The sequence below is a fragment of the Paenibacillus sp. 8b26 genome (assembly GCF_050626875.1).
GTDB lineage: Bacteria > Bacillota > Bacilli > Paenibacillales > Paenibacillaceae > Paenibacillus.
In genome coordinates this window covers 4,504,131-4,517,064 of record NZ_CP192445.1, presented here as the reverse complement: position 1 = coordinate 4,517,064, position 12,934 = coordinate 4,504,131, and the positions used below count along the sequence as shown (strand labels likewise).

The 12,934-nt window shown below is 52.0% G+C and carries 13 protein-coding genes; 1 reads left to right on the top strand and 12 read right to left on the bottom strand.

The genetic code is table 11. The annotated features are described in order from the left end of the window. Position 1 precedes the first annotated feature (1 nt). From ACQ4MX_RS21010 to ACQ4MX_RS20955, 12 genes are all read right to left on the bottom strand, one after another. Positions 2-1,696, bottom strand: coding sequence for a glycosyltransferase (locus ACQ4MX_RS21010; protein ID WP_431087118.1), 1,695 nt, complete (start codon positions 1,694-1,696; stop codon positions 2-4). Positions 1,697-1,756: 60 nt separating this feature from the next. Next, positions 1,757-2,875, bottom strand: coding sequence for a CgeB family protein (locus ACQ4MX_RS21005; RefSeq protein WP_431087117.1), 1,119 nt, complete (start codon positions 2,873-2,875; stop codon positions 1,757-1,759). Between the two features lie 33 nt (positions 2,876-2,908). Next, positions 2,909-4,000 (bottom strand): CgeB family protein, encoded by a 1,092-nt coding sequence (locus ACQ4MX_RS21000; RefSeq protein WP_431087116.1) that lies wholly within the window; start codon positions 3,998-4,000, stop codon positions 2,909-2,911. Positions 4,001-4,181: 181 nt separating this feature from the next. Continuing rightward, a complete protein-coding gene (locus ACQ4MX_RS20995) occupies positions 4,182-4,541 on the bottom strand; it encodes a hypothetical protein (protein WP_431087115.1) in 360 nt (119 codons plus the stop codon). Positions 4,542-4,553: 12 nt separating this feature from the next. Then, a complete protein-coding gene (locus tag ACQ4MX_RS20990; protein ID WP_431087114.1) occupies positions 4,554-4,838 on the bottom strand; it encodes a hypothetical protein in 285 nt (94 codons plus the stop codon). After that, complete coding sequence (locus tag ACQ4MX_RS20985) at positions 4,838-5,176, bottom strand: restriction endonuclease subunit S (RefSeq protein WP_431087112.1); 339 nt, start codon at positions 5,174-5,176, stop codon at positions 4,838-4,840. Before ACQ4MX_RS20985 ends, ACQ4MX_RS20990 begins: the two co-directional genes overlap by 1 nt. A 29-nt stretch (positions 5,177-5,205) precedes the next feature. Further along, positions 5,206-5,493: a nucleoside-diphosphate sugar epimerase gene (locus ACQ4MX_RS20980; RefSeq protein ID WP_431087111.1), complete on the bottom strand. Its 288-nt coding sequence runs from the start codon at positions 5,491-5,493 to the stop codon at positions 5,206-5,208. Between the two features lie 119 nt (positions 5,494-5,612). Then, positions 5,613-7,109 carry a glycosyltransferase family 2 protein gene (locus ACQ4MX_RS20975; RefSeq protein WP_431087110.1) on the bottom strand — a complete coding sequence of 499 codons (1,497 nt, stop codon included), beginning with the start codon at positions 7,107-7,109 and terminating at the stop codon, positions 5,613-5,615. Between the two features lie 72 nt (positions 7,110-7,181). Then, the gene (locus tag ACQ4MX_RS20970; protein ID WP_134912917.1) at positions 7,182-7,913 is read right to left on the bottom strand and encodes a sugar phosphate nucleotidyltransferase; all 732 of its coding nucleotides are present in this window, start codon (positions 7,911-7,913) and stop codon (positions 7,182-7,184) included. Continuing rightward, the gene (locus tag ACQ4MX_RS20965) at positions 7,910-8,710 is read right to left on the bottom strand and encodes a glycosyltransferase family 2 protein (protein WP_431087109.1); all 801 of its coding nucleotides are present in this window, start codon (positions 8,708-8,710) and stop codon (positions 7,910-7,912) included. Before ACQ4MX_RS20965 ends, ACQ4MX_RS20970 begins: the two co-directional genes overlap by 4 nt. After that, positions 8,707-9,555 (bottom strand): glycosyltransferase family 2 protein, encoded by an 849-nt coding sequence (locus ACQ4MX_RS20960; protein ID WP_431091375.1) that lies wholly within the window; start codon positions 9,553-9,555, stop codon positions 8,707-8,709. The genes ACQ4MX_RS20965 and ACQ4MX_RS20960 overlap by 4 nt, the downstream gene beginning before the upstream one ends. Positions 9,556-9,638: 83 nt before the next feature. Beyond that, a complete protein-coding gene (locus ACQ4MX_RS20955) occupies positions 9,639-10,577 on the bottom strand; it encodes a glycosyltransferase family 2 protein (RefSeq protein WP_431087107.1) in 939 nt (312 codons plus the stop codon). Positions 10,578-11,139: 562 nt separating this feature from the next. On the opposite strand from ACQ4MX_RS20955, the gene ACQ4MX_RS20950 reads away from it, so the two are divergent. Beyond that, positions 11,140-12,918: a M4 family metallopeptidase gene (locus ACQ4MX_RS20950; RefSeq protein ID WP_431087105.1), complete on the top strand. Its 1,779-nt coding sequence runs from the start codon at positions 11,140-11,142 to the stop codon at positions 12,916-12,918. Positions 12,919-12,934: the final 16 nt, after the last annotated feature.

The following is a 12,934-nucleotide window of genomic DNA, read 5'->3' as shown; positions in this document are numbered from 1 at the left end:
TTCACCCGGACCGTTGTTTTTTGTGGCGTCCAGCCTTGAGCGCTAGCCGCTTCCGCTTGTTCGGATGCAGATGCCTCGACACGCGCTTGAGCTTGAGTCTCCGTTTAAGCTTCCGCTTCAACCTGGGCTTCTGTTTCGACCTAGATTTCGGCAGAAGCCCTGATAGTGGAAACCAGTGAACGCTGCTCATGCGATGGCTTCTACTGCTAGTGTTGCTCTTACCCTTGCGTTTGCGATTACGCGATCTGCTATGCTTGCGACCCACTGGCCATCTCGCCCGAATGCCACGCTTGTCGTGAGGCGGGTCTGGCAATGGCTCCGGCACAGGAGCGGGTAGCTGCGGCAAGCCCGGAATGGCCACATACTCAATAGGCGGCAGACCAAGCACAGGCAGTTGGCAGACCACCGATTCGGGAAATTCCCGAATGGTGCTGGTAAAAGCCTCTGGTATCGCAGTGACCTGACGAAGCCCTTCTCCCTCCCGTGTCCATATCGGTCCTCCCGGCTGCCGAATCAGCGGGAACCATTGCGGATTATGGCACACCCATTGGCTGACCATGACGTGCAGGCTGGTTTTATAGGAATCAGGTCCGTATACACGCATAGCAGCGCTTTTGTTGCGTACACCGATCCGTTCCACTTCCTGAGGATGATTGAGCAGATAGCCCACTTTTTCCGCCAGCATATCGCTGTTTCCCGGCTCTACCAAAAACTCTGTATTTCCGGTCGCCTCCATCAGCTCCACAAGTCCACCCTGCGCAAAGGCCACAACCGGCTTGCCGTAAACTAGTCCCTCCAATGCCGTCAGACCAAAGCCTTCCTCCACCATGCTTGGGATAACGACCATATCCATCGCGCTATAGGCAGTGGATACAGATTCCTCAAATGAGCTGAACTGGAATCGGCGACTGTAGGGGGATTGGCGAATTAAAGAGACGCATTTTACGTAATATTCCGAGTCCACCGAGCTGCCGATGATCCAGAAGCGACAGCGCGAATTCGTTTCACACAACTTCAGAGCCATTTGAACAAAAGGCAGCAGTCCTTTGGCTTCGTAGATAAAGGAAGAAATATAACCAATACAAATATGCGATGCCTTTAATCCCAGCTTTTCACGTTTGCGTTTCCGTTGCAGCACATGCTCTTTGTGGGGCGGCATATCCATATCCCGGCATGGAGATAACACCGTGTGGGGAAGCGTCAGCCCCGCTCCGTGCAAAGGCCGCAAAACGGCTTGTGAAATGCCGATGACCCATCGGCTGTAACGCTCGATGATGGAAACCGAGACAGGTGTATGCTCATTCTGGTTAATGACTTCGGTTATTTTCCAGACCACTGGAATATTCAACTCATGGGAAGCCATCGCGGGCATGACGTTCACACAGGTATTGACCAGTACCACATCTGGACGTGCTTGTCGTAGCAGCTGGAGCAAAGGTGCGTACGCGGCATGATTTCGCAAATTCTCCGCATCCTGTGCCAATCCCTCATACGGGGTGTACATACCATGCAGCATGGGGAGGTTCTGAATTTGGACGGTAATTCCACGCTTGCGGGCAATTGTGGTCAGCCGTCCTTCAGCGGGCGTCACCAGAATGCAATCGAAGTACATACGAATGTCTACACAAAATTGCAATAACAACTTCTCCGCTCCCGTAATGCTGCGGACATTGCTAACATGGCTGAATAGCATCATTTTCGGTTTGATCGGAGTTCACCTCCTTTAAAATAACGACCATCGGGCGTTTGAACCGAATTAAGGTAATACGACCGACAGCAACTGGTCAATCCGGTGACCATACGTATGCTCACGCAGAGTCCGTTCCAGAGCACGCAGGGCAATCTCACGGCGTTCCTTTTCGTGTGTCAAATAAAACTCGATCTTCTCCAGCAGCTCCTGCTGGGAACTGTACGTCTCAATTTCTTCCCCCGGCTTGTAAAAACGAGCCAGATCATCCCGTGTGTCGGCGAGCTGCAAGGTGCCGCTGGCAGAAATTTCGAACGTGCGCGGATTCGGCGACGCTCCCGGAATTTTCAGAGCATTGTTATTCACGGAATCATCCTGATGTGAACGATGAAGATTAATGACAATTTTGCTGCCGTTATACGTGTCATTCGTCTCGGCTGGAGACATCCAGCGGCCCAGCTCGATTTTATCGCCGTACGATTGATAATCAGGGAGACGATCCCACCAGATTCCGTTGATTTTAATATTACGGGCCATAAGCTGCGGCATAATCGGATTAAAGAAATAGATGCGATTCCAGTAAGCCGAGCCGGTAAATCCGATTTCACGCCGTACGGAAGCGGGAGAGCTAAGCGGGAAATATTGAGTCAGAAATGCCCCAAAGGGCAAGTAATGTACAGACGAACAGCCGAGCTGGCGGTACATTTCGATGCAATTCAGCTCCAGCGTGAACACATGGTCATAATGCGTAACAATTTTGGTCGTCGTGTCCGTGTAATAGGGATCATCCGTCAGCCAGATTGCGGTCGGAATGCCCAACTGACGTACTGCTTTCACCTGCTCCAGCGGAAGATCCATCCCATCCAGCGCCAGCATCAGATTCGGACGGAGCTGGGTAGCAATATCACCTACTGGCTGACGCGGGTCGGTTACGGTAACCTGAGCCGTCATACTTTGCAACGTGGTGATCACCGCTTCATCCAGTGGAGAATAGGGAAGACCCTTACCGGAGACTACATACAGCACATGGATTTGCCGAAAAGGGAAGACCGCCTTCGTCCGGGCAAGAATCGCATTGGCGCGTCCGCGCAAATAGCCTTCGTCGTATCCGTCACCAAGTCCCGCAGTTCTCCCCTTTTCCCAGGAGGTTGTGGCCGGGTCAAACGGTCCTGTCGTAGATATCGTCATCACTTTCACTCCTCACTGTTTTTGGTGTTTACTTTAGGCCATCGCCTGGTCAAGCAATTCTTCCATACGATTCGTGTACATATGCTTTTGCATGGTGGTGTGCAGCCCGCGCCAAGCCATGCGCTCACGTTCCCAGTCATGCTTGAGATAGTAGTCCAGCTTGACCTTCAGCTCCTCTGCTCCACCAAAGGTTTCAATGTCATAGCCTGGTCGGTAATAGCGGTCCAAATCTTTCCGAATGTCCGTCATCTGGAGCGTGCCGCAGGCAGCAATTTCGTAGGTCCGGGGATTAATGGACTCCGCGGATAGCTGATGCGTATTCCGGTTATCCAGTCCGGGGTCCGTTGGACGGTGCAGATTGATAACAATTTTGGAGCCGTTATAATATTTGGCTGTTTCCTCCGGCTCCATGAAGATTGGACGGATAAATCGTTCCAGCACATCCCGTCGGGTCAGCCGATCCCAGTGCCCACCTACGATCAGCACTCTTTTGTCCGCCAAGAAGGGAGCGAGGTGGTCAAACAGCTTCACACGGTTCCAGAAGGCATTTCCAATGAAGCAAATGTCATGCTGGTGCTCCCGCTCCACCCGCCGGGGATAAAATATCCGGGCTGACGCAGCAAGCGGCAAATAGTGTGCCTGTGCCACTCCCTGATCTCGATAAAACGGCAGGCATGACATCTCGTGCGTAAATACAACATCGTAGGATTGGCAGATCAACGCCGTATCCTCCGTAAAGTAGGGATCATCTACAAACCATATGGCCGTCCGAATACCCAGGCCCCGTATTTGCTGCACCTGCTCCAGATGATCCGCCGGAAAAACATGCAGCCCGTTCATGACCAGTACGAGGTCTGGACGGTGAGCCTCGGCGTCAGCCAGCATCGTGGCAGGAGTACCGATGACCAATTGGCTGCATGTTTGGCTTAATGCCTCTTGTACCCCGGTGTCTATGGCGGCGAAGCCTTGCGGAATGTACAGCACTTTCAACTGGCGAACAGCAGGCTCCGTAGCCACGACCTGTGACAGAGCAGCCGTGCAACCGCCCATTCTGCGTCCTTCCCGGTAGCCACATCGATAGGCTTCGCGTTCATTTTCGCTTCGTTGATCGTTCACATCCTTCACCCTGTCCTGTTGTAGAATAAACTTCTGTCACTCCTAAACTATATGCGGAGGGGTCAAACGCATCATGGACGACTGCCACTGCCCGGACAAAATTGGCGTTTGCCCGTCCATCTGCCAAACCACAAATAACCCCGAAGCTGTTAGCTTCGGGGGATCAGCGGCAATAGATGATGTTCACAGTTTACTGGGCCTTGTAAGCGACCTGGTGCCCGTCCTCGTAGCCTTTGGCAAAGCCTGAATTGAAGCCCTCGTTATAGGCCGCATCATATCCCTGCTGAAATGCCTGCGGATCATGCTCCAGCACAACAGGCTCGGGCTGTGGATTTTCCGCAGCAGGGGCTGTCGCCGGGTTGGGCTGAGGCTTTTTCTGCCTACGCCGAAGAGAACGACTTCTACGGGCGGAATGAAGCCCTCTTTTACGACGTCTTAAAGCGAGCAGACGTTTTCTTCTCAGCTTTAATCTTCGGATACTCGAACGCCGGGTACCTTTGCGTCTTTTGCGGACTTTTCCCCGCGTGACGCGTTCCCACCTTATACTCATTCTCATTCCTCCTTAGCTTCCTCGTCGTTCTTGCGTTTTTGAAACAGGCAACTGGAGCAACGGCTGAGCCGGTTTTCCGTATACCTGTCGTCTTAACGGGATGCCAGCCAACATTTGCGTGATTTCCCCCTGATAGTTGCTGAGCAAACGAATGTTTTCTTCCAGACGGGCAGCGGAAATATCCGCATGGGGCGTCAAGTCCGCAAGACTGCTCAGCATCCGGGCAACCGCGTGCTGGCTGGCAGCAATGGACTCCATCATATCCAGCTTGATCTCACGTTCGCGCCTCATGCTCATTAGCTCATATCCCCCGGTCCCATGCCTCCCATGCCTCCCATCATTCCTTCCATTCCGCCGCCCTGCTCATCCTGATCCAGTAATGCCTTGAGATTGCTGCATAGTCCGGTTTGAAGCCGGGTTAAACCCTCCAGCATTTCCACCATCTGCTCATGAATTTCCAAAGGCCGTCCCAACTGCTCTTCATCTGTTTCAAATGCGTTAGGCTCCAGATGATTCAGCGTCCAGTTACGCATTTTTTCAGCTTCTACTGCCTTGGCCTCCAGGATTATGGACACATTCCACTGCATTTTGGAGGCTGCGTCTAGCATATGGAGCATCGCTTGTTCCCTGCTCATGTGTTCACTCCCTGCCCTCGGTTAGTGCGTTACTCCTCGTCCGGGTATGACGTTTCCTTCACAACGCGAACGAGCATTTCAGCCATTGCTTCCTGAAGATCGGCAATACCGTTCAAGTAGGCAACAATGCTTTTGTTTACTTGTCCCGAGCTGTCGAGAATACCCGGAATTCCGTCAAAACGCGGCTCTTCGTCCGGCAGTTCATGTATGATCTGCGACATGCGCACGACCACCTGCCGTTCCGCATCCAACAGCCTTGACATCTGCTGCTGCGAGTGCGAAATATGGATCAGCAAATCATCTACCTGGTTATGCATAAGCCCCTCCTTTATGTGCTCCGCCGTGCGGAACGCACGAATTGCCTACGGGCTTTCCGCTACTACAGCGTATGCGGCAGCGTGGAGTCGGTTCCGCCTAAAAGCGCCTATTCCGGGCATTATAAATGCCCGTGCAATACCGGTGGTGCAATAATGGGTCTTTCCTCCGTCAAAGCCGATAAATCGGCGGGGGCCAACAGCCGAATCCGGTAGTCAGCCGCCCGCCAGCTCATGGCGGCATAGGGGGTAAGGAACGGCCTTTTCCAGCCTTTCCCGATCTGATACAGTTGCTCGCCTTCCGCATAAAGGACCTGAATCCATCGCATGCGTTGAGCCGGAATATTAAGTGTAGGCAATGCGGGCATGTTCTCCAGTTCCGGAGCGGCCAGCACAGGTGCATGCTCGCCGGGAATATGCACAGTTTCCACATTTTCCAGAACACCTGGCTGTGCAGTTACGGGTGCATCCGTGACATCGGAGATCGTCACCTCCGGCTTCGGTACCAGCGGAAGGGCCAGCAGATCAAGCTGGGATACCCTGACCGGGACAACGTCCTCACCTCCCGCACCACTGACTCCATGCAGAAGGCGTCTTCTCCCCGGCTCCAGCCGATATACTGCACCAGACGGTCCCTTAACGAGTGCTCCAACGGGATAAAAGATTGCCGCTGACCCGTGTCGGGCCTTGGTTGGCGATGTCGGGCTGTCCGGCTCTGATGTGCCGAATTTGAGGCTGTGGAGCAGCTTATCCGTATCCCCCCACTTTTGGACAAAAAAGGATCGGTTCCGGCTACCATCCTCCGTCAAACCGCCTTCTCCGGTCGTCTGGGGGAAGGCATAAGCCGTATCCCGATCACTTTCTGTGCAATGGATAAACGCATTTCCCGCAATAGCCAGACGTGTCCCCAACAAACGTACACGCAACAGCCAATCTGCATCTGCCTCCTGACCGCTGTGACAGGCTTCGTCCCAGTAGCCCGTCTTTTCCAGCGTCTCTCTGCGCAGCAGCAAACAAAATCCGACCAGACTTTGGGTTTCCCGCCATGCGGACGAATTGGAAACATTATGGGAAATTGCGAAATGACGCGCTTCATGTTCGTTCGTATAAGGTACCTCAATCTGTTGCTCTCCGAACGGACCGTTCGTTACAGGCCCAACGACACCAATACGCGGATCACTGTGCAGGCACTCCAGCATTCGATCCAGCCAGCCTGGCGTTACCAGCGCATTGGGGTTCAGCACCACAATGGTGGTGCCTTTCGCCATCATCAATCCCTGATTCAAGCTGCCTGTCAAATGGATATCCTTTTGGAGTAGCGCGTAACGCACAGCGATGCTTTTACGCAGCAGATAGGTGCGTGTCCCGTCCGTTGAGCCACAATCCACCACGATGATTTCATGCGGACAGCTTGTATTTTCCTCAATACGATCAATACAGGTGCGAAGCCGATGAAGCTGATTATAGGACGGAATGATAATACTGACGCCTTCAAAGACCTTGCCGAACGAAGCCTGGCCCAATCTGTTACCCTGCTCCTGACCCCTTTTATATCCCGCCCAATAGCCTTTCTTACTGAGCCGCTTGCTGTGTTTCCTTTTTATACTCAGGCGTTTCATGCCGTTCACTCCTCCGGGTGGCATTATGCCCATAATATATGCCTGGCCCGGCCGGTTGGTGTATCGCTGAGATCAGGGCAGAAGCCCTTTCATTTTCACCCCGGCTTCCTGAAGGGAATCGAAGGTCCCCGCATCGCTCCAATACCGCCGCAAAATGTCGTATTCAAGCTTGCCTTCTGCCGCATAACAGTTGTTTACATCCGTGATTTCAAGCTCGCCACGCGTCGAAGGTGTAATCTGCCGGATCTTATCGAACACGGCGGTATCGTACATGTAGATGCCAGTTACACAATATCTGGACTGGGGATGCTGCGGCTTTTCTTCAATCCGCGCTATGCTCTCAGGCCGCTCGGGATCAAACACGGGTACTCCGTAGCGGTGGGCATCTGCCACCTTTTTTAACAATACTCTGGCGCTCCCCGGAGGCTGCTGCCCGAACCGTTCAATAACAGGTCCCAGATCTTCCTTGAACAGATTATCACCCAGCAAAACGGTGAATTTTTCTCCTGGCTCCATGTAGCTTTTCGCCAGTTCGAGTGCTTCCGCAATGCCGCCCGCCTTTTCCTGAATCCGGTACGTCAGTTGAACACCATAATTGCTGCCGCTGCCCAGAAAATCGGTGTACAGCCCGGCCGATTGTTTGCCAATAATAAGAAGCATATCGGTAATCCCCGCCTGCCGCAGTCTTTCGATACCATACACGATCATGGGATACTTGCCGACCGGAAGCAGATGCTTGTTGAGTAATGAAGTCAACGGATGAAGGCGCGATCCGGTTCCTCCTGCGAGAATAACCCCTTTCATATCTTCCTTCCTCCTTCGACAGCATGTTCGGTGCCTAAAGCTCCGCTATTTCCAGTCTCAATAAACGCTCTGGGGTCTATGTTCCATTTGTCCATAAACAAACGATGATTCCGCTCAATCAACTCTTCGACCCAGGCAGATTCCGAGTGTGAAAAGCTCGCACTCCCCTGGTGATAGACAAAACAGTCACTGCACATCAACAGTTTGTAGCCATGTACACGTGCCCGCAGACAATAATCGTCATCCTCATAATGCCCGGGATTAAACCGTTCATCCAGTAATCCGATCCGTCCCATCAGCTCACGCCGGAACATCAGACAAAACCCGACCAGCCGCTTGACCTCCTGCCATCTGGACGGATTACTTGCATTATTCTGCTCTGCAAACTGGAGACAGCTATCCAAATCCCCTGCTAATCCGTCAATCTGCTGAGTACCGCTAGCATAATTCGTCACTGGTCCCACCAGTCCCACTGTGCTTTGGCTCCGCAATGCAACCAGCATATTGGATAACCATCCCCGTGTAACCGTCACATCATTATTCAAAATGACGAGCTGATCACCCGAAGCCAGCCGAAGCCCTTGATTACAAGCTGCCGGAAAACCCCGGTTTTTGGGGAGACGGATACTAATCAGCCGTTCAGCTTCACAAAAATCATCCGTTCCGTCATTTGAAGCGTTGTCTGCAACAATAATTTCATAAGGCACATCTGCTGTATGTGTCCGAATCGCCTCAATACACGGCTTGAGCAGGTGCAGACCGTTATAGGTCGGAATAATAATGCTCGTCAGACTCATCGTGCATTCCTCCCTTTGGCGACGTCAGCCCGCGCTGGAACAGGTCCAAGCGGGGAGGCTCCGGCTACCTGAAACACCGCAGCCAGTGCCTCCGCATGATCGCCGACAATCAGTTGCTCCATGACATTCCCTTTGCCGATATTGAAAGCCCGCTTGCGGTTTGTTCCAATGACGTCGACAGCATGTACTGCCGTCACCTTCATACCGTGCAACACCGCCATAGCGTGGGCTTTCGGCGGAACAGCGAGCATGGCCGGACCGAGTAGCTCCAGCGAACGCCGTGATAACGCGTGCGGTACAGCAGTCAAGGAGCTTGCCCCCAGATCCGGCCTGCGCAGCACGCGGTTCAGAAATCCTTTGCATCGGGTCACGCTGTCCTGTCGGAAGTATGGCGGCAAATGTCTGCTCAGATCATTAAGCGCCACATCCGTTCCTTGATCTACTGCGTTGAGGAAAGGCAGCAAATCAGCCGCAGGAATCGGAAGATCCCCGTCCACAAACAGCACGATATCAGCCTGCGTTATACGCGCGCCTACCGCCCGTCCAACATCATGCCCGAGCCGATCCGGCACGCTGACGAGGGTCACACCCGGATGATGCTTCGCTACTATAGAACGTGTGCCGTCCGTGCAACCGTTCAATACGACGATAATATCCGTAAACGGCAGCTTTTCCAGCTCGCTCAGCACCCCGCCAATCGTAGATTCCTCGTTGCAGGCACTGACCACTGCGGCGGCGGTTCCCCGCAGCAGGATATCCCCGGGCAATGCCCGAACCTCCCTGGGATGAACTTCGATCATTTCCCTCCGTCGGGGCGCAGGTTTCCTCACCCTGCGGCTGTCCATCGCGGTCGTCGTTCCATGTCTTCGCTGAACCCGACGTATGCCCCGGCTTCGGTCATCATGCCTCCCTTTACGATACGCTCTGCTCACGGCTTCACCTCGTCTCTGATCCGTTTGCGTTTCAAATCCGTATATCCTGCACGCGTCCCCAGATGTGATGTAAGCCAGGCAATCGCGTCAAGATGATCCTGTACAACCACATCCGTAAGCGGGTCCCTGCCGTTCATTTTTTTGCGAGTCGCATTCACTTTACCGACGGCTATTCCACGAACAGTCACCACCCGCAAGCCAGAAGCGATCGACATGGCCTGAAATAACGGAGGTTTCTCCAAGGACTTTAGACCTATTTTATTTAGAGCCCTTAGACTTATGGCATGCGGGATTCCCGTCATGGATGCCCCTCCTAAATCAGCACGCTTCGACAAAATATTCAATACATGCTTCGCTTCAACCACAGGATGCACCGACGTACGCTCTACCGGCCCATGGTAATCATTCAGTGCAACATCCGCTCCAGCACATACGGCTTGTATGAATGGCTTGAGTCTGACGCAGGGAATGACGATATCACCATCCAGAAAAAGCAGTACCTGCCCGGAAGCCGCTTCCGCTCCGACTCGGCGGCCAATATCATGCCCCAATGGCTGCGGGAAGGAAAGCACGCGCGCACCCGCTGCTTTTGCCGCCTTGGCTGTCCTGTCTCTTGATCCGTTCTCGACAACGATGACCTCGGTATGTGGATGAACATGGCGTGCCTCACGGACCACAGCCCCGATCGTTTTTTGCTCATTCATAGCCGGAATGATGATGGATACGAGCAATTTTCCCGCCGAAGACGAACCGGGTGGCCGTTCTTCACCTGTCTGTACTTCTGCTTCTGTGCCTGGTCCCCTCCTTGTTACAGGGGTCGGGGTGATATGCACGGATGGCGTTCGTACAGGCAGCCACACCTTCGGGTAGGGGTCATGCGCATTGGAATGCCGCCTGCGATTGGCCTTGAATCCAAATCTTGCCTGCTTCCTCATGCTCCCACCTCACCTCCCTTGCTGCTGTATGGATAGACAGCATAATTAGGACAGTTCAACATAACCTATGCGCTCTAAAACCCGTGTGTAACGGCAAGCGTGGAGTCTTTTCGACAAAGCAATTTTCGACTTTATTTGACATTTCTTATTAATCCTATTAAATAAATGAGTTATTAGGGTCTAAAGAATCATTTTGGATAAATTTGTGACATACATCTTCTCGTCCGTCATTCTCTGTGCTAATATCAGAGCCAGATGATGGGAGTTCAAAAAGTCAACATTTGTTTTTTTTGCATAAGACAACTTTTTTCCATTATCCGCCTTTATTCCACTTTTACTTATACGACAGGAAAGGAGGAGTTTGTCACCTTTTCAGACTGTAAGCTTCACATGCAGTACCCTCTTTTCACGCACGCTTCATGAAAGACACTTCGGTTTTTCTTCTTCACGTTCCATTTTCTTCATGTTCCAGACGACAACACGACCAACATAAACGGCGCAATGCCTATTTCTTAACAGGATGGTCTTCATCCTGACATTAACCGGGGAGAGTGAATTTTAAATGAAAAAAGTATGGGTTTCGCTTCTTGGAGGAGCAATGTTATTAGGGTCGGTAGCGTCTGGTGCATCTGCGGAAAGTTCCGTTTCAGAGCCAAGTCAGCTTACGCCAACCTTCCACACCGAGCAATGGAAGGCCCCTTCATCGGTGTCGGGTGACGACATTGTATGGAGTTATTTGAATCGACAAAAGAAAACGTTGCTAGGTACGGACAGCACCAGTGTCCGTGATCAATTTCGCATCATTGATCGTACAAGCGACAAATCCGGTGTAAGTCATTATCGGCTGAAACAGTATGTGAACGGGATTCCCGTATATGGAGCTGAACAGACGATTCATGTAGGCAAGTCTGGTGAAGTCACCTCTTATCTGGGGGCCGTGATTACTGAGGATCAGCAGCAAGAAGCTACGGAAGGTACAACTCCGAAAATCAGTGCTACCGAGGCCGTATATACCGCTTATGAAGAAGCAGCTACACGGATTCAAGCCCTCCCTTCCTCCGACGATACGATCTCTACAGATGCTGAAAAGCAAAGCAGTGTAAGTAAAGACACTTACGCAGAAGCTGCTAACAACGACAAAACAACATCTGTTGATAAGGACGAGCTTAGTCTTGATAAAGCGTCTGCCCTGAAAGATAGCAAAATTGAAGCGGTGGAGACAGAACAAAGTTCCATTGCCAAAATTGCTAATCTGCAGCCTGAAGTAGATCCTAAAGCCGATCTGTACTTCTATCCTAACGGGGATACCCTGCAGCTGGTTTATGTGACAGAAGTCAATGTTTTAGAGCCTGCGCCACTGCGTACTCGCTACATCATTGATGCCAATGATGGCAAAATCGTATTCCAATATGACATCATTAATGAAGCGACGGGCACAGGTAAAGGTGTGCTTGGTGATACCAAGTCGTTCAACACTACGCAGTCCGGAAGCAGCTATCAGTTAAAAGACACAACACGCGGTAACGGAATCGTGACCTACACGGCCTCCAATCGTCAGACCATTCCAGGTACGCTCCTGACGGATGCCGATAACGTATGGAATGATCCAGCCGGCGTAGATGCTCATGCTTATGCGGCCAAAACATATGATTACTATAAGGACAAATTCGGACGCAACAGTATTGACGGGCGTGGCCTACAACTCCGTTCGACGGTCCATTACGGCAGCCGCTACAACAACGCCTTCTGGAACGGCTCCCAAATGACTTACGGAGACGGGGACGGTACCACATTTATCGCTTTCAGTGGTGATCCCGATGTAGTTGGTCATGAACTCACGCACGGTGTTACAGAGTATACTTCAAATTTGGATTATTACGGGGAATCCGGTGCGTTGAACGAGTCCTTCTCGGACATCATCGGCAATGACATCCAGCGTAAAAACTGGCTTGTAGGCGATGATATTTATACGCCAAGCATTGCGGGGGATGCTCTGCGCTCTATGTCTAACCCTACCCTGTACGATCAACCAGACCACTATTCTAACTTGTATAAAGGCAGCTCGGATAACGGGGGCGTTCATACCAACAGCGGCATTATTAATAAAGCATATTATCTGTTGGCACAAGGTGGTACCTTCCATAACGTAACTGTAAGTGGAATTGGTCGCGACGCAGCTGTCCAAATTTACTATAGTGCCTTTACGAACTACCTGACTTCTACTTCCAACTTCTCCAATACACGCGCCGCTGTGGTGCAAGCAGCAAAAGACCTTTACGGTGCGAATTCAGCGCAAGCAACCGCAGCCGCCAAATCTTTTGACGCTGTAGGAGTTAACTAAATCATAATTGCAATCC